This window comes from Aequorivita aurantiaca (assembly GCF_030410135.1).
Lineage (GTDB): Bacteria > Bacteroidota > Bacteroidia > Flavobacteriales > Flavobacteriaceae > Aequorivita > Aequorivita aurantiaca.
In genome coordinates this window covers 14,531-31,839 of sequence record NZ_JAUGQQ010000003.1, presented here as the reverse complement: position 1 = coordinate 31,839, position 17,309 = coordinate 14,531, and the positions used below count along the sequence as shown (strand labels likewise).

Here is a 17,309-nt window from a genome sequence, read left to right as displayed (position 1 = left end):
ATTGGGGATGTTTAGGAGTTTGTCAAATAAAAGATTTTCTATCCTTGATATTTAGTTGTTAAATAGTTCATACTTACGGTTCTGCTTACCTCATTGTGCGGAAGTATTAAATATTTCCACTCTTTACTTTCATTAGCTGCTGTGTATTCTGATGCGTATCTACAGAAGCGTTCTGCTGCTACTTTTTTGGCTAATACGGTTTCTTCTTCGGTTTGGTCGGAACGCTTGACTTCAAGCATATAAATTGTGCTTTCTGTCTCTACAATAAAGTCGGGTTCATACCTTTTTGAGGTGTTGTCCCAATAAATTCTAAATTGGTTGGGTGCTGGTCTTAACCACTTGATTACTGATGCATCATTTTCTAATACAAAGGCTAAATCTTGTTCGGCTTTACTGTCAAACTTGTATTCAAAATGACAGGCTTTTTCAAAACCTCTGAATACATATTTAGGAATCATATTGGTAGGGCTTACAATGTCTCGATAGTCTTTGTAGCCTGCATTTACCAATGATGAAAAGCTCCATTGCTCGATGCGTATAAATGGAAAGACTCGTGGAGCAACATAATCTGCTGAATGCAAATGAAAGTGCTGTTTCATTTGATTGTAAACCTTTTCCGCTATTGCTGCTTTGAATTGGAAGATTGCCGAAGGCAATTCTTCTTCGTTGCTTATATTGGCTTTGATAGCTTCGTAGGCTTGGGTGGCTAAATGATACAATAAGTCTGCATTTTCATCATAATCAATTTCTGGGTAATCAATTAATTCTGCAATGATGAGTTTGATAGGATTGCCATACGAACCGCTTGATTTTGCTTTGAGTGTTTCTACTTGCTTATCTTTTAAGCCCATTCGGATAATTTCTTGCTCTAAGGCTTGAAAATTGAATCCTGTAATGTCTAAATCAAATTGTTTGAACTCTGCTCTGGTTTCGCCTTGCACCAAGTCCATACGTGGTATTTCAATGATATTCTTTTTGTATTCTGTTACCATTGTATCATACACTTCATTAGCTTCCGCAATAATTTGAGCTGCAAAAAGATTACCTTGACCTTCGGATAGGTTTTTCTCTACCTGCCTAATGACTTTACGTTTTACTTCTTCTTTGCTTAAATCTTCTACTCTTCTAACTTCGGGTAAACTACCAAAATCGGGAAGTACATTGATTATTGCTTTTTTAGCATCTAAGTTGTTTTGTGCCTTTTGTTTGTCTTGTGGATTGACAATTACGTTGATTTTCTCCTGTTCCTTTACAAAGGTTTGCTCCATTACTGGTTGAGAGGTAACTACTACGGTTTTGGTAGATAAATCTTCTTCGGCTATTTCTACAAAACTCATTTTGTTCAATATCGAATTAGGGTCTTGGGCTGCTTCAATAACAGCATTGAAGTTTTCGTGAGCTACTACCGTTAATTTATCAATTTTATCTACGCCTGTTCGTTTGCCCTCATAGGGTAATCTTAATCCTCTGCCAATGGTTTGTTCTACTAATATACCTGCATTGGCGGCACGAAGTGGCACAATGGTGTATAGGTTGGTCACGTCCCAACCCTCTTTGAGCATATTTACGTGGATTACAATTTCTATTTCATTATCTGTACTTTCTAATGAAATAAACTGTTGTTCAATATCTTCCTCCTTTTTAGTTGATGAATCTATCTGTAATACTTTGCCTTTGTATTGCCCATCATAAAAGGCATCTGTATTGATGAGTTCATATATTTCTTTAGCGTGGGCAATGTCTTTACAAACCACCAAAATGAATGGCTTTACCAATTTTACTTCATTGTTTCTGGAATAGATTTCCAACTCGTTTTTCGTGTCTTGGTGTATGCTAATGGCATCTTCCAATTTGATGATTTCAACTTCACGGTCACTCAAAGAACCTTTTTGAAAATTCTTTCGAGTGGCAATAGCCGGGTTTTTTACGTATTTACCATCTGATAAGGCTTGGGCTAAGGAATATTCAAACACAATGTTTTGGAATTGCTTGCCTTTTTCATCAAATGGTGTGGCAGTCATTTCTATACCTAATATAGGTTTTAGCTCATTGATGGCATTTTTAGAAGCATCTGCGTGGTAGCGGTGTGCTTCGTCCATAAGAATGACTAAATCTTCTAAACCTGATAGATATTCCCAATAGGATTGCCCTAAATACTCCGATAGTCTTTTGATTTTTGGGGCTAAACTTATACCTCCTTTTTTTGTGCCTCTGTTATCTGAATTGAACTTGGCAATATTGAAAATATTGATGCGAATTTCTGAATCTGAAAATAAAGCTCCTTGCTGTGCATAATTATCGCCTGTAATTACTACGGGTCTGTTGTGTACAAACTCCGAAATACCATTAAAAACATATTTGTGATAGGCAGGATTGCCAAAGTCTTCTATGAGTTTATCATAGATGGTCAAGTTTGGTGCTAAAATGAAAAAATTTTTGACACCTTTTTGCAAATATAAATAAGCTACAATAGCACCCATTAAACGGGTTTTACCTACACCTGTGGCAATAGAGAATGCAAGGGAAACAAAGTCTCTTTCAAAATCGGTGCAAGTAGGAAAATGAGCTTTTACCTTTTCTAATTCTGCTTCTAAATCGACTTCTTTTTTAAGCTCTAAATCTTGGCAAAGTTGAGCCACAATATCGAGTGAATCTTGGAGTGGTTGACGTAGTGATAAGCGTTGTTTTATAGTTCTGGCGGTTGAATTCATAAATTAAAATAATGAGGTTTGGTCGGTTGATTTGTTTTTATCTCTAATGGCTTGTACGCTGATTTCTTCAATAGTATCCTCTGAATCTTCGTTTTTATCTTCTACAGGCATATTGATAATATTTAAGCTGTAATCTTCTTTGCCATATTCGCATCTGCCCAAAAGCATTAAAGGAATTTTCTTGATGGTAATGTTGCCAAACTTGCCTTTGCATTCTTTTTGAAAACTCTTGCAACAAATAAGCAAAGTTTCGTCTGGTTTCATTTCGTCTTTGATGCTGTCTAAGGCTTCTACCGTTAGGAACTGAGTAGTGGTAAAAATAAAATCCTGTTCGCTGCTTTGGCCCTGTTTCCAGTAAATGTTTTCATCGGGCTGGTATTTAAAACCCTCTTGTTTTGCCATAGCTGCGGCCAACATATCGGCATTGTAGCTTGGGTTTATTATTTCATTACCAAACTTATCTTTCTTTAATAAACTGGGTGCAAGGGTATAGAACTTGAAACCGCCACCTCCTTTCCAGTTTTCGGTGGAGGTTATACCACCTAGATCAGAACCATTAATGATTCGCTGTAATCTTGGTATAGTAAATGAATATACTTGATCTCTTAATTCAATTCCTATGTATTTCAACTTCATTTTGTGTGCCGCTGCTGCTGTTGAGCCTGACCCCAAAAAACTATCTAAAACTAAATCCCCAGGATTGGTAGTTAACTTAAAAACTCTTTGAAGAAGTGCTTCTGGTTTTTGCCCATCAAAATCTAATCTTTCTGCGGACATAGGATTTATTACTTTTATATCTGTCCATAAATTACCAACTGGTTGCCCTTTATATTCTTCTAAAAAAACTCTTCTGTTTGGTCTTCCTTTAGTGTTCCAATGAATTTTCTGTTCACTGTCCATTTTTTTTAAATTCTCCTCTGAAACCATCCAACCCCATTTAGGTTTGTATCCTTTATATTCATAACGAAGAGTTTCTCTCATACCAAGCTTTGCATTTCTTTCAATTGGTGCAAGCATATATACTCGACCATCAGGAAGTTTACCTTTAAACCTTTCCTTAATATATTTTTGAGTATGGTCATCTTCTAAGGTGTATATAGGCTCAACAAGGTTTTCGGGAGTCTTTGAATACCATAGAATAAAATCTGTTACGTTATTCAGTCTATTTAACGGATTTGCTGCACCACCTCTTCGTTTCCAAATTATATCATTAACAAAATTTTTTCTTCCAAAAATCTCATCCATTAAAACTTTTAGATAAGCCATTTCATTATTGTCAATTTGCACAAAAATAAAACCGTCATTACTAAGTAGCTTATAAAGAATCTTCAACCTGTCACGCATTAGGGATAACCAAATAGAGTGCTCCACGCCATCATCATAATACTCAAAGGCACTCCCAGTATTATAAGGTGGGTCAATGTAAATACACTTTACTTTACCTGCATAATCCTGTTCGAGGGCTTTTAAAGCAAGGAGGTTGTCTCCGTGTATGAGCATATTGGGGCTATTGGGGTCGCCATAGCTGTACTCTGGGTTTTCTATGAGAATACGAGGTTCGAGCTTAGGTTCTTCGCCTTTGCCTATCCAAGTGAGTTCGAGTTTTTGTAAATTCTTTTTTGCCATACTATTTTCTTTGTGTGCTTCGTGTATTTTTTGTGTTCTTCGCGGTTAAGATTTCTTACCACAAGGCTCACAAAGTGTTTCACAAGGTTCACTATGTTTTAAATCTTATTCATCCTTAAATCCTGCGAATCCTGTAAGACAGTTTAGGATTTATCATTTTATATTTTCGTTTTCTATTTCGTCTCTATCTTTTTTATCCAACCAATATGCCCTAAATATCAAAAATATTTGTACCTTTGCACCAGCTCAGTAACCAAGTCTTAGGACTGTAAGTGTTAAAGGAGTATAGAAACCGTTTGGCAACCCTAAGCGGTTTTGGCTTTTTTATAGGCTTCATATTCTTCAATTAAATTATTCTTTCTTCTGTTTGATGTAATGTAATAAGCTGTCCAAAATAAATGGTAGTCTTTACGTTCTGTGAGTACTGTTAGGTATCCCTCTGATTCATTAAAAATTAGTATTCGTGTATCTCTACCTCTTTGATTTTTCCAAATTAACAAATGCTCGTGGGGGCAATTTTCAATACAGAATTTTGGAAAACGTATTCTTTCCATTCGTCTAAAGTCTGGTTCTCTGTTTTGTTCGTCCTCTCCTTCGTGAGTGATATGATAAAACGTTCTATGTATGCCATCTACCAAAGGAAATTTCTGTGCGGATACCCTTACTCCTTGAAAATGAGTGTTCTTTTTGATAAAGTCCTTTTCAAAGATTTTATAAACTGCTTGAAAGTAATTTTGAAAATTACCGTTGTAATCTTCAAAATATTCTAAGTCTGGGAATATTAATTCTTCTACTTCGCTCATATTGTACTGATGTATTTAGAAGATTCCCAAATAAAAATATTAAACTTCCTTTCTTTTATAAGTGTGGATTTTAATAAAGAATACCTTGATCTATGTCTTATCAATTCAATCAATTCATTTTTTGCCTCACTTGTATTCAAACCTCTGCTCACATAAGAAACCGCACCAATAAGTAAGTCTGCCAATTGGACTAATTCTACTTCGTGAGAACGAACTTGCTGTACTTTTTTTATGATTTCTTTATTGTAATCGTATTTGTCATTTCGGAGTACGTTTTCCAATTTATGCACTTTCTCCCTGCTTCGTGTATCTTTAATATCTATATAAATATTATGAGCAAATTCAGGCTGTAAAATAGCTTTTAGCATACTGAAATACATTTTGTAGTAAAAAGTATCGTGTGTATGACCATATTTTTCGTAGTCTAATAAAGACTTATCGGGTACTACTAAAACACGAAATGATAAATCATCATCATCAAAGAAGTAATCAATTATATCCCGATAAAAATCTATTTGACTTTTAGAAACCTTATTCCATTTTATCTCATAATAGGTTCTGTTTTCCTTAGGGTGTTTATTATACTTTGGTATGAGAATGTATTTTCTTTTTAATTCATCTATTCGTAGAAAAATCTCATCCTTTTTTGAAGCTGGGCAATGAATAGCACCCAAAACCATAACGGATTGTTTATCGTTTTGGAGATGGCAACTTTCATCACAATATATATTTATGTGTTCTCTCATATTATTTCATCTTCCATTTTATGGTGAATAGTTCGGTGGTGTTCACTTCTTGCTTTAAACGCCTTTCAATCTCGTCTAATAGGTTTTCCTTGCGGTCGTCTATGGTATCTTGAGCTTCAAAAAGGTGTTGTCGTTTTTCGCTTCGTTTCTTTTCTAAATCCTTAATGGCTCTTTGGGCTTTTACTTTAGCTTCCAGGTTGAGCATTTTTTTAGCTTCCGATTTCTTGAGTTTTATTTCAGCATCTAAATCTCTTATTTCTTTTTCCAAACTTAATTTCATATCATCTGCCCACTGGTCGAGCTTATCTATTTCGGTATCAAAAAAGTCTTTGTTACGGTTAGCATTTTCTGAAATAACGCTTTGCGTTTCGCTGTACAATACTTCTTCTAAAGTTTTTTTGATATCTTCTGGTGCATAAAGGTTTTGACCTTCAGTGGCTTGAATAGAAAAGAAGCGTTGGGCTATTTCCTTATCAATGGTTTTGCCATTATGCGTAATGCAAGCCGTGATTAAAAAATCTTCAAACTCAAAAGAATTGATTTCTAAATGGCTTACCTGTAACCAACCCGATTGCCCAATGTAGCTTTCAAGTGCAGTTACTTTGGTTGGGGTGTTAGAATAATCAAAGATTAATTCTTTGGGAGCTGTATTGAGTTGCTTGCAAGCACCTAAAATTTCTTTGGCTAACTTATGACCTATACGATAAATATTGGTGTCATCAGGCACATCAATATCCGATTTACGTTGCCCTTGCTTAGGCTTCAAAATCATATACGGACCTTGATGAATAGATACATTTGGGAATGGATTTTTCGTTAAGGTAAACGTATAGTTTTCATCATCAAACTGGGCTGAGCTGTTTAGATAGAATTTTGTGGTATCCCATAATCGTTCTTCAAAGCGGTTAAGGTTTTCGGTACTTTCAAAAAGATTGGTTTTGAGTTTCTCTCTTACTTCTTCATCAAAGTTTTCAATCAATACTTTTCTGGTTTCCTGTACTTTTTCGGAAATGTCAGGCTTTAATTCTTGTTGTAAATCATCAAAAGCCGTTTGTATTTCTTCTGTGGTTCGGCATTGCTGATAGATTGTAGCGATTCTTTTTTCAAAATCAACACCATTGCCAATGCTACCTAAAACTTCATCAGAAGCCCCAAAAACGCCATCAAATAAGCGGAATTTTTGGTCTAAGAGTTCATAAACACGTTGGTCGGCCGCATTGGCTTTGTTGAGGAAATTGATAACTACAACATCATATTTTTGACCGTAACGGTGGCATCTTCCAATACGTTGTTCAATACGTTGAGGATTCCAAGGCAGGTCGAAATTGATAACCAAAGAACAAAACTGTAAGTTGATACCTTCGGCAGCTGCTTCGGTTGCCACCATTATAGTTGCTTCCTCTTTGAAATAATCAACTATGGCAGCTCTTTTATCTGCAGTTAATGAGCCTGTTAAAATATCTGTGCCTTTGTGTTTTTTCAGATAAGCTGCATAAATCTCTTTCGATTTTTGATCTGCATTGCTTCCGTTAAACTTAACTACTTTATCTGCATACCCTCTTGCTTCCAGTAGGTTGCAAATAAAATCTTGTGTTCTTCTGGACTCTGTAAAGATTAGAGCTTTTTGATTAGCACCCAATGATTCTAAGGCTGTAAACCCTCTTTCTAAGGCAGTGAATAATTTTTCTGCTTTTGAGTTTTTTCTAATGCGTTGAGCTAAAGCCCGAAACTTTTCTAAGTCGGCTAATTCACTTTTAACTTCTTCAATTTCTTCCTCTGTATAAACAATTTCCTCAAAATTATCTTCGACTTCACTTTCATCTTCTTCTTCGCTTTCCCATTCGTCTTGAATTTCATAATAGGTTTCAAAGTCAATAGTCATTTCATCTTCTTCCTCAATTGCATTGTGGTTGGTAATGATGTTTTCCAAACGCTTGACTAAAGCATCTAAAGTACCGTAGATGGCATAAGTAGATGATGCTAAAAGTTTACGAAGTATTAAGGTCATTAATTGCCTCTGACTGAATGGTAAAGCATACAGTTTTGGTCGTTGTAGATAGTCCGTTACCCAATTGTAAAGCGTTGTTTCATCTTCATTTGGAAAATACTCCTGAACTAAAGGTTTACGCTCGGTGTATTTGATGTATTCTAAAACCTGTCGTCTTAAAGTACGCTTACAAATGGGCTGTAAACGGTTTCGTAAATCTGTAAAATTTTCTTCATCAATATTTCTGCTAAACTGACTTTTGAAACTTTTTAAGTCTCCAAAAATGTATGGGTCAATGAGACTTACTAAACCGTATAACTCCAAAATAGAATTTTGCAAAGGTGTTGCGGTTAACAACACTTTTTTGCAGTGGTCTAAGGCGTCTTTTATTGCGTTACCTATTTTATTTGATGGCTTATATACGTTACGTAAACGGTGGGCTTCATCAATAATGACTAAATCCCAATTAATGTGTTTTAAGTAAGGTGCTTTGTTTTTGGCAAAATGAAATGAGCAAATGATAATTATATCCTCTTGGTCAAAAGGATTTAGATTACCTTCTTTAATTTTACTGTTGAAAGATTTAGCTTCAAGAATAACAGAAGGCAAGTAAAATTTGTCTGTCAATTCTTGACTCCATTGTTTCCGTAAGTTGGAAGGACCAATAATTAAGAGTTTCCTTTTTTTTTCTGCCCATTGCTGTGATAGAATGATGCCAGCTTCAATGGTTTTTCCTAAGCCAACTTCATCAGCCAAAACAGCCCCTTTAGATAATGGTGATTTAAAAGCAAAAAGTGCTGCTTCTACTTGATGAGGGTTTAAATCTACTTGAGCATCTTGTAAGGATGCGGTCAATTTACCAATATCATTGGCAGGTAATTGCCTTGTTAAATCATAAGCGAAGTATTTGGCGTGATATGTAGATAATTTATTCACTTAAAATATTTATTTAGCCTTAACACAATTATTTTTTCTGATATAGCTGGCTTATATCCATTATTATTGCGGACAGCTCTGACAGTAAAGAATTTCATATTTGTGGTGCAAAGGTTGGGCTTAATCATTTATAGATTTTAAGTTCAATTTTTTTATTGTCCGTTTGAGTATTTCTATTGCCAAGGGTTCTTCGCTAAAGTCGTATCTAAGTTTGTCACTTAAAGCTTCCACAAGGAAATCATTCTCCGGTACCCTAAAAAAAGTAGCGAGCTTCTCAATTTGTTCTCTTGTTGGGAAGCGTTCCCCGTTTTCAAACTTGCTGACCATTGAGGTGTCCACATCTATTGCGGCCGCAACCTGCCTGAGCAACAGTTCTTTTTTTAATCTTAAACTTTTTAATTTATTCGCAAATGTCTTCATTGTGGCATCTTTGTACTTGACAGATAATGCCAAATATAGGAAAGTAAAATATAAAAAAGAGAAGAAATAAAAGAAATGTTAATAAGCAAGGATTTTAAGGATATTGAGGAAGCTAAGGATTATTCTTCCTTGACTTCCTTAACTTCCTCAGTTTCCTCAATGGATAGATTGATATAATTATCCTGTTGCTCACGGTGGATGAGGTTGGATTTTATAAAACTGGTGATGTAGCCTTCGGCTGTTTTTGAAGGGATTTTTAGGGTTTTGGCGACCTCCAAATATTTCTGTCTGTTGAAGTTTTTGGGCAACGCTTGAAGGAATTTTTCTTTTCTGTTTTTGCGTGAAGGCTTTTGTTCTTCTGCGGGCAACTCACTAAAAACTTTACCGGAATGTACTACCAGGACTTTAATGATTTTAAGCGTAGCTTGAAAATCTCTTTCTTCACAAACGAGTTTGTTTGTCATATCTCCTGTCTCCAAAATGCGCAAAGCCGAAAACAGCATACAGAAGCGGTAGGCGATAAGTCCCAACCTGCGGATGGTTGCCATATAGTCCAAGCCTTGAAGGTTTATGTATTTGCTTTGTATTTCTTCAAAAAACTTGTTGAATTGGTCTTGTTGGTCAATGGTTAAATGAAATTGGAATTCACCGTTGTTTTTAAGCAACTTATAGAGTTCATAGAACTGGTTGCCAAGATCTTCAAAGTAATCATCCAGACCATTGTCTGTTGTACTTGCAAAAACGTTTTTCCAAACGGGGTTAACATTCATATAATAGAATATGAAACGGCTGAACAGGCCGTTTTCGGCATTAGGGATTAAAGCCGAAACTTGTTTTGGCGTTCCAGAGAGGACGGTGGAAAGACAAGGGCTTTCAATGTCGACAAATTCGCGATCGGTTCTGCGGTAATAGGAAATGGTTTCGTGGTGGAACGCTTTTCGGAAACCATCGCTGTAATTTCCGTAATCGCTTTTAAAAGCGTGTGCCAAGGTATCGCCCTCGGTTTCAAAAATCAATCCTTTGCCATCGCTGTCGCCTAAAAGCTGATAGGCTCCCGTAGAACTATTGTTTGCAGGAATGAAGAGCATTTTCTCAGGAGGTCTTGCGGGCTTTTCTACACCTTCTTCTTTTCCTTTTTTGGCGTTGTATTCCGCTAAATCAAGTTCGTAATGTTGTTTATGTAATTTGGCTTCTTCGCGTAATTCCTTGTGAATGGGATTTACCAATTGGCGGCAATGCACCATCCGGCCCTTACCTGCTGAAGCTTGGGCTGTAACAAAAAGAAATAGATTGGAGAATACTTTTTTACCGTCATAAATGCCATAGACTTTTGGTAAACAGGCACTGATGGCGACCAGGGAACCTAAGAGCAAAATATCTTTTTCTTCATCGGAAGTTGCGATAGCAACGACCTGTTGCAAGAATTCGGGAAGTTCAGGATATATTGATTTTGGGAAGGTTGGCATAACTTCCCGTGGCTGTTCTTCAGGGTGGCTACTTTCTTGCTCAACTCCATTTTTCTGCTTGCGATTAGCAAGCGAAAAAGGGCGGGGATTGTGAGATTGCGTAGCAATCGAAACTCCCGCCTGTTTGGCAAGAAAGAAGAAACTTTTGAGGGAAACGCCTTGACCTTTTGACCTTAGGCAATTGTCAAATTGCTTGTCGCATTCCTTTGAATTGTAGCCGGAATAGTATTGGCTGACCCTGTGGAACAGGTTTCTTCCAGTTTCTCCAAATTCATCCGCGAAGGCGAAGCCTATGTTAATCCAGTCGTTATAATTTGGGGCAATATCAATTTGATTTGCTTCAATGTTTTTGATGATTTTTTCAACGTCTGAATTATTGTCTGTAACTGGTGGGAGGTTCTGTTCTGTAAGTTGCTGTTGTTGGGTTGGGTTTTCCATCCAATCCAACGGATTAAACGTTTTTTTCTGCATAACTTATAAATATTTTGGATTGATAAAAACATTAGGGTCGTGTGGTAAAAAACAGGCTCTTGAAATGTCTTTGCCCGATGCGTCCACTTCCAAGCTGTATGAATGCTGGATGTAGTTGGCGACCGCTTTAAAGAAATCTTGGTGTTTGACTTTGGTTAATTCAATAGGGATAACCCACTTTAGGCCATCACCGGAAGGTGATGTAAAAAGAAGTTCGGTTTCAAAGTATTCATCTTTGAGCAAAGCTTCCCTTAAATTGGAAATATCTTTGAGGTGGTCAAAGTCAATAGTTAAAAGTCCCGAATGCTTTTTAAGGTCCTTATCATTTCGTTTTGAGAACAATCCGGAAAAGGTTACATAATCGAAATGAAACGCCTTATACTTTCGGGCTTTTTTGACATCTTGAATTTTGCGAAGTGTACTTGTACACAAAGCAAAATCATCTCCTTTGATGAGGTGGAACACCTCAACCAAAGAGGCTTGCCGATTTGGGATTATATTGGTTACAGGTTTTTGAAAATAGCTGAACACGGGCGAAGCCTGTGTTGCGATTTCGGGAAACGCAACCGCAGGTTGGAGTTCTTCCTTATTGTAAAAACTGTTCTTTTGACCAATACGCAGATGCAGTGCGTCATTCAATTTTATCAATAAATCCTGTTCTTTCAATGTTTTAAAGTGATACGATGCAAACTCAAAAATATCTCCTTTAAAATCGGTTAGTTCTGTGTCATAGTGGTGGGCAACATTGTCAACAATATTTATTTGTAATGTGTCCTTTCCGCCATTGAATGGGTTTCGGGTTATCCCGCAGTCCCTTCCCTTTAGGGAAAGGACTGATTCAGGATAATACTGCCGTAGGATGTAGGCATAAATTTTTAACCCATAATGCGTTTTGTTTAGAATTGCTTCTTTACTTATTTCCATCGCATTTGAAATTTGGGTTATAATAATGGTCTTGCAAAAGCTTCTCAATGTCGGTTACCTTGTAATAAAACTTGCCTCGTATCCGGCTAAAGGGAATAGTACCATTTGTCCGGAGCGTTTGCAGGGTGCGCTGACTTATGTGTAGCATTTGCATTACATCTTGATTGTCAATCCACGTATCTTTTAGGCGTTCTACTCTCGTTGCCCTGGTAATGTCGATACGTGTTTTTAGGTCCTTAATCTCTTGGGAGAGTGCCAAGAGTAAATCGATTATCTCTGTCATAGCTTTACCCTCCCTTTTTTGATTAGATAATTAGCTGCTTGCTTGTCGATTTCCTCCTGTGTGGTATTGCGGTTACGCAATAACCACTCTTCCAATTCGGCACGGTTGAAATACAATTTTTTACCGTTGGGTTTGTAGTGAGGAATGCTGCCGGCACTTGTAAGTTTGTACAAATGCGACTGTGATAGTTCCAAGTACTTACAAGCTTCATTGAAGTTGAGTACATTCTTCAGAATGATGTTCTGGTCTAATACGTGCTTTTCTATAATTTCAAGCCTTTTTAATATCTCTTCCATTTTATTTTGGATTTAAGAATTAGTAAAAGACTCTTGGCCAAAAGTCATATTCGATTTCCGAATACAGGGCTAAAGTATGACGGGAAACAGGCTGTTATAGGGTGCTTGCACAAGGTGTAGTGTAGAGTGTAGAGTGTAGAGTGGTCAAACAAAGGCAAAAACCCTTGTTTGATAAAAACAAGGGCTAAATAAAAACTGAAAAAGAATAGGGGGTGTAAAGTGTAGAGTACGCTATTTGAGTAGGTTTACGGCTTTATCTATTTTATGGCCTGTGAGGCTTGGGCGTTTCTGCCCGCGGAATTGCCTGAAAATATATGAATTTCCGTCTTTATCAACGAAGCATTTGCAAGTAACCTTCCATTGGTCTTGTTTCAAGTCCTCAACAAGTTTGAAATCTGTGTAAATTAATTTAATGAAGTAATAAAGCTCACTTATTTTTCCTGTCCATTTAACAGGGTTGTTGATTTCAGTTCCTGAAAAAATCTTTTTGAATGTGGGTAGTGGAGTATCTGTACTTATGAAATTGTTGAGTTTTAGGCTGTCCCATAAATCTGTTAATTTATCCTGATGAGTAGGGTATTGTTTATAGGAGAAAGAATAGAAAGGGAGGGATTCGACTTCTTTTTTGGGTTTGCGCTTCTTGACTGGTTCCGGCTCAATTTCGAGAATTTGGATTTTTTGGATGGGTAGCTTTTCCGGGATAGGTTCCAGTAGAAGCTGGGTGTAAAAATCTTCAACAATTAATTCATCAGCGACCCAATCTTTGAAAGCTTCCTGCACTTCTAAATACAACTGCATCAAAGCGAGCTTGAGCAACTGCATTATATAGGTGTCTGCTTTATGTTGCTGATCTATTTGGTAAGACGTGTTTTTTGGATTGATGTATGAGAGTGCGAAATCCTTTTGTTTTATGAGCGTTCCAATGTCCCTCAATTGTGTTTTTAATCGTTTGTTAAGAATATTATCCAACCAATAAAGGATGAGACTTTCATCCCTATCTTCGTCAATGGTTTTGAAAATTATATCGAAATCCATTTTAAGAGTGTTGAGGATTAATCGATGATAATATTTGGTTTTATAGTCAATTGGTCTATCAAAGGTTAGTTGATACTGAAGATGATGGTTTGAGGTGTAAACTTTTAGGCTGTGAAACTTTTGACTAAAAACCTCATCAACACTATTTATATCAAGCCAAGGACGAAGCCCTTTATTCTGGATGTCGTTAAAAATGTCTTGTTCCCGTTTCATAAGTCGAGATGTATTTTGTTGGCGGCTTCCTTTTTCTTGGCATCTATGACCTTGGCGTAAATCTGAGTGGTTCTTAATTCCCTATGGCCAAGAAGTTTTGATACGGTATAAATGTCGGTACCTGCCGAAAGTTGTAAAGTAGCGTATGTATGCCGAGCGCAATGAAAGGTAATGGTTTTGGAAATGCCGGCTTTCATCATCCACTGCTGTAATTTTAGATTATGCCACGCTGAATATTTTAACCCTTTGAATACTCTTTCATCCTTATCTTGACGTTCTCCAAGCAAGCCGAAGGCTTGGGCGGAGATAGGAAGTGTTTCTGCTCCTTTGGTTTTCTTTTGTCTGAAACGTATGTAATAACCCATTTCATTGGAGTGTTGAACTTCTGACCAAAGTAGTTTATTTATGTCTGACCAGCGTAATCCAGTTAAGCAAGAAAATATGAAAGCTGTTTTCATTTGTGGAATTTCACATTCCGCTTTAACCGCAGCTTGAAGTTCTTCAAGGGTTAGGAATTCGCGCTGAGGTTCGCCTTGCTTAAAACCATCAATTCCTTCTGCCGGATTGGTGGGAATGATGCCGTCTTTAACAGCTTGTTTCAATGCCGCTCTAAGTTTATTGAAATATGAGTATTTGGAGTTCTGGGAAAGACTTTGGTTGCCTTTCGTTTTTACTTCCTTATCCAGGAACTCTTTAAAGCCCTGGACAAATTCTCTGTTTACTTCGGCAAAGGTAATATCCCAAGGAATGTAAGCTTTTAAATGCTTTAACATACTGTCCCAATTGCCGTAATTGCCGGTACTGTCTTTTCTTTTTTCAGTAAGTAGCTCAATATAATTGGTGAAGCTTCCTTTTAATTTTTCATTATCGCGGAAGCCATAAACACCGTTTTGAATTTCGATTTGCCTTTGCGCTCGAATGGTTTCGGCCACTTGGAGTGTTTTTTTATTGACTTCTTTCTGTTCTTTGGTTTTGGCCGTAGGGTCAAGATAGAGCTTAAGGTATTCCGTTTTGCGTTTCCCTTTGTGGTAATAATCCAAGTATAAACTGGTTTTACCACCTTGATTGCGTTTTCTTAGTGTTACCTTCATTATTGAAAAAGTTTATCGATTTCCGTTCTCTTGATAATGGTACGTCTACCAATCTTCCCTGCTTTAATATTCCCGCTCTTAATCTGACGATATATCGTCATCCGGCTTGTACCTAATAATTTGCAGGTTTCATCTATACTTAAGAAGTCCTTGTCCTTTAATTGCTCTTGATTGAATTCCATTCGTTGAACACTTACTGGAGCCACTTGCTGGATTTTTTCATCTCGCTTACGTTTTTTGTAATTTCTCGAAGCGCATTTGTGACTACAGAATTTTGTGACGGTAGTTCGGGCGATAAATGAATTTCCGCAATCTTGACAAATTTTACGTATTTCGATGTTGCTGCTCATTGTATAATCTTTTTAGGCTTGTTTCTGTCACTGTAGATAACTGGAGATATCAGAATGTATCTGTATGTAACATCATTTCGCCACGGTCTAAAAAATCTGTTGTTAGCAACAGATTTGTTGCTGTTAGCAACAGATTAGAAACAAATATAAGCAATAAAAAGGAAAATTAGCAACAAATAAAGGAAAGAAAAACCGTCTAATAGTAAGAAAAAGAAGTGTTTAGGGTAGCAAGGGAAATGTAATTACTTCCCAATACAGAAATTGGCGAAAATATTTCCCAAAAGTTCGTCATTACTGATCTCTCCCGTTATTTCTCCAAAATAATGAAGCGCCTGCCGAATGTCTATAGCCAACAGGTCTCCGCTCAAGTCTTGGTCCATGCCTTTCTGAACTCTTGTTATTTCATCCAATGCCTTAAGCATAGCATCATAATGGCGGCTATTGGTCACAATAGTTTCATTATTGCGCAGCGCCCCAGTATTAACAAAATTGAGTAGTGTGTTTTGAAGTTCTTCAACCCCTTGCCCTGTTTTTGCAGATAGTGATAAATGAAAGGATCCGGTTATGGTGCTAAGGGTTTGTTTGAGTTGTTCCAGTGCTTCTTTGGAAAGTTGGTCTACTTTATTGGCAACAATTAAAAGGTTTTTTAACGGATATTTATTTTTTATGGTTTGAATCTCAACCGTGAATTTTGAATCCTGTAATCCGAATTTCTGCGCATCGAACAAATAAATAACAACTTGAGCCTGTTCAATTTTCTGAAAGGTCTTTTGAATTCCCAAACCTTCGATTATATCATCAGTTTCGCGAATGCCTGCAGTATCGATAAAGCGAAAACTAATACCGCCTATTATTATTTCATCTTCAATGCTATCGCGGGTGGTGCCGGCAATATCACTTACAATGGCCCTTTCCTCATTCAATAATGCGTTTAGTAATGTTGATTTTCCAACGTTTGGTTCGCCCACAATTGCTACGGGAATTCCATTTTTTAAAACATTGCCCGTGGCGAATGAATCCAACAGCCGCTTAAGCACTTGGGTAATTCTAGAAATCAGTTTTTGGAATTCGTCCCGGTTCGCAAATTCTACATCTTCCTCAGCAAAATCCAGTTCCAGTTCAATGAGAGAAGCAAAATTTAAGAGTTCCTCCCGAAGCTGTTTTATTTCGGAAGAAAATCCGCCTCGCATTTGTTGGATTGCCAATTGATGGCTTGCAGCACTGTCACTGGCTATAAGATCTGCCACTGCTTCGGCTTGACTTAAGTCCATTTTTCCGTTCAAAAATGCCCGTAAAGTGAATTCCCCAGCTTGTGCCATCCTGCAACCTTTCTGCAAGCATAGCTGCAGAATTTCCTGTTGTATGAAAATGCTCCCGTGGCAGGATATTTCGACAACATCTTCCCCCGTATAACTGTTGGGGTTTTTAAAGATGGTGGCAAGCACTTCATCAATAATCCGTTCATCATTCTTAATAGTTCCCAAATGGACGGTATGGGTTTTTTGTTCGGAAATATTCTTTCCGGAAACTGGAAAAAATATTGTTGATGCTATTGATATTGCGTCGGGTCCCGAAAGCCTTAATACGGCAATCGCTCCCGCCCCCGCAGGGGTTGCCATGGCCACTATTGTGTCTTGATGTGTCATTGGCTGCAAAGGTAAGATTCTTTGGCAAACCTATAGTGTACTGTGATAGTGGAAAAAATTAAGGGCTATAAAAATGCAGCCCCTACTATTTATTAATTTTTGAATGGTTTTTTAGTATGCAATGTCGCTATAACTGCCATTCATTGTAATCGATGGAACAGCGCCGGAAGTGGCGATAACGTTGAAATTTCCAGAAATCAATCTACCGGTTTCGGTACCTGGATATCTAAATTGAGTTATCATCAGATTTCTCCAAAAAAAATCCGCCTTAAGAGGCGGATATAAAAAATGATAGATTTTTAATT

General features: G+C 37.1%; 15 protein-coding genes. All 15 read right to left on the bottom strand.

The genetic code is table 11. The annotated features are described in order from the left end of the window. Positions 1-38: 38 nt before the first annotated feature. Positions 39-2,711 carry a DEAD/DEAH box helicase gene (locus QRD02_RS05910; RefSeq protein ID WP_290254007.1) on the bottom strand — a complete coding sequence of 891 codons (2,673 nt, stop codon included), beginning with the start codon at positions 2,709-2,711 and terminating at the stop codon, positions 39-41. Positions 2,712-2,714: 3 nt separating this feature from the next. Further along, a complete protein-coding gene (locus QRD02_RS05905) occupies positions 2,715-4,337 on the bottom strand; it encodes a site-specific DNA-methyltransferase (protein WP_290254006.1) in 1,623 nt (540 codons plus the stop codon). A gap of 305 nt (positions 4,338-4,642) precedes the next feature. Next, positions 4,643-5,140 carry a hypothetical protein gene (locus QRD02_RS05900; RefSeq protein ID WP_290254005.1) on the bottom strand — a complete coding sequence of 166 codons (498 nt, stop codon included), beginning with the start codon at positions 5,138-5,140 and terminating at the stop codon, positions 4,643-4,645. After that, entirely contained in the window at positions 5,137-5,886 is a 750-nt protein-coding gene (locus QRD02_RS05895; protein ID WP_290254004.1) for a DUF3800 domain-containing protein, read from the bottom strand. Before QRD02_RS05895 ends, QRD02_RS05900 begins: the two co-directional genes overlap by 4 nt. Before the next feature lies 1 nt (position 5,887). Then, positions 5,888-8,809 (bottom strand): SNF2-related protein, encoded by a 2,922-nt coding sequence (locus tag QRD02_RS05890; RefSeq protein WP_290254003.1) that lies wholly within the window; start codon positions 8,807-8,809, stop codon positions 5,888-5,890. 120 nt (positions 8,810-8,929) lie between these two features. Next, entirely contained in the window at positions 8,930-9,229 is a 300-nt protein-coding gene (locus QRD02_RS05885) for a helix-turn-helix domain-containing protein (protein ID WP_290254002.1), read from the bottom strand. A gap of 119 nt (positions 9,230-9,348) precedes the next feature. Beyond that, a complete protein-coding gene (locus QRD02_RS05880) occupies positions 9,349-11,166 on the bottom strand; it encodes a DUF3987 domain-containing protein (protein WP_290254001.1) in 1,818 nt (605 codons plus the stop codon). Between the two features lie 3 nt (positions 11,167-11,169). After that, positions 11,170-12,090 (bottom strand): BT4734/BF3469 family protein, encoded by a 921-nt coding sequence (locus tag QRD02_RS05875; RefSeq protein ID WP_290254000.1) that lies wholly within the window; start codon positions 12,088-12,090, stop codon positions 11,170-11,172. Continuing rightward, entirely contained in the window at positions 12,077-12,373 is a 297-nt protein-coding gene (locus QRD02_RS05870) for a helix-turn-helix domain-containing protein (RefSeq protein WP_290253999.1), read from the bottom strand. The genes QRD02_RS05875 and QRD02_RS05870 overlap by 14 nt, the downstream gene beginning before the upstream one ends. After that, positions 12,370-12,669, bottom strand: a complete 300-nt coding sequence (locus QRD02_RS05865) for a helix-turn-helix domain-containing protein (RefSeq protein ID WP_290253998.1) — start codon at positions 12,667-12,669, stop codon at positions 12,370-12,372. Before QRD02_RS05865 ends, QRD02_RS05870 begins: the two co-directional genes overlap by 4 nt. A 231-nt stretch (positions 12,670-12,900) precedes the next feature. Next, positions 12,901-13,917, bottom strand: coding sequence for a hypothetical protein (locus QRD02_RS05860; protein WP_290253997.1), 1,017 nt, complete (start codon positions 13,915-13,917; stop codon positions 12,901-12,903). Continuing rightward, entirely contained in the window at positions 13,914-15,008 is a 1,095-nt protein-coding gene (locus tag QRD02_RS05855) for a site-specific integrase (protein ID WP_290253996.1), read from the bottom strand. Before QRD02_RS05855 ends, QRD02_RS05860 begins: the two co-directional genes overlap by 4 nt. After that, a complete protein-coding gene (locus QRD02_RS05850) occupies positions 15,008-15,358 on the bottom strand; it encodes a helix-turn-helix domain-containing protein (RefSeq protein ID WP_290253995.1) in 351 nt (116 codons plus the stop codon). The genes QRD02_RS05855 and QRD02_RS05850 overlap by 1 nt, the downstream gene beginning before the upstream one ends. A gap of 242 nt (positions 15,359-15,600) precedes the next feature. Further along, positions 15,601-17,004, bottom strand: coding sequence for a tRNA uridine-5-carboxymethylaminomethyl(34) synthesis GTPase MnmE (gene mnmE / locus QRD02_RS05845; RefSeq protein ID WP_290253994.1), 1,404 nt, complete (start codon positions 17,002-17,004; stop codon positions 15,601-15,603). Between the two features lie 111 nt (positions 17,005-17,115). Then, positions 17,116-17,247: a hypothetical protein gene (locus tag QRD02_RS05840; RefSeq protein WP_290253993.1), complete on the bottom strand. Its 132-nt coding sequence runs from the start codon at positions 17,245-17,247 to the stop codon at positions 17,116-17,118. Between the last annotated feature and the right edge of the window lie 62 nt (positions 17,248-17,309).

Excerpts from the sequence above, each read along its gene's own strand:
- QRD02_RS05910 (WP_290254007.1), bottom strand. The coding sequence starts at position 2,711 with ATGAATTCAACCGCCAGAACTATAAAACAACGCTTATCACTACGTCAA.
- QRD02_RS05905 (WP_290254006.1), bottom strand. The coding sequence starts at position 4,337 with ATGGCAAAAAAGAATTTACAAAAACTCGAACTCACTTGGATAGGCAAA.
- QRD02_RS05900 (WP_290254005.1), bottom strand. The coding sequence starts at position 5,140 with ATGAGCGAAGTAGAAGAATTAATATTCCCAGACTTAGAATATTTTGAA.
- QRD02_RS05895 (WP_290254004.1), bottom strand. The coding sequence starts at position 5,886 with ATGAGAGAACACATAAATATATATTGTGATGAAAGTTGCCATCTCCAA.
- QRD02_RS05885 (WP_290254002.1), bottom strand. The coding sequence starts at position 9,229 with ATGAAGACATTTGCGAATAAATTAAAAAGTTTAAGATTAAAAAAAGAA.
- QRD02_RS05880 (WP_290254001.1), bottom strand. The coding sequence starts at position 11,166 with ATGCAGAAAAAAACGTTTAATCCGTTGGATTGGATGGAAAACCCAACC.
- QRD02_RS05875 (WP_290254000.1), bottom strand. The coding sequence starts at position 12,090 with ATGGAAATAAGTAAAGAAGCAATTCTAAACAAAACGCATTATGGGTTA.
- QRD02_RS05870 (WP_290253999.1), bottom strand. The coding sequence starts at position 12,373 with ATGACAGAGATAATCGATTTACTCTTGGCACTCTCCCAAGAGATTAAG.
- QRD02_RS05865 (WP_290253998.1), bottom strand. The coding sequence starts at position 12,669 with ATGGAAGAGATATTAAAAAGGCTTGAAATTATAGAAAAGCACGTATTA.
- QRD02_RS05860 (WP_290253997.1), bottom strand. The coding sequence starts at position 13,917 with ATGAAACGGGAACAAGACATTTTTAACGACATCCAGAATAAAGGGCTT.
- QRD02_RS05855 (WP_290253996.1), bottom strand. The coding sequence starts at position 15,008 with ATGAAGGTAACACTAAGAAAACGCAATCAAGGTGGTAAAACCAGTTTA.
- QRD02_RS05850 (WP_290253995.1), bottom strand. The coding sequence starts at position 15,358 with ATGAGCAGCAACATCGAAATACGTAAAATTTGTCAAGATTGCGGAAAT.
- mnmE (WP_290253994.1), bottom strand. The coding sequence starts at position 17,004 with ATGACACATCAAGACACAATAGTGGCCATGGCAACCCCTGCGGGGGCG.
- QRD02_RS05840 (WP_290253993.1), bottom strand. The coding sequence starts at position 17,247 with ATGATAACTCAATTTAGATATCCAGGTACCGAAACCGGTAGATTGATT.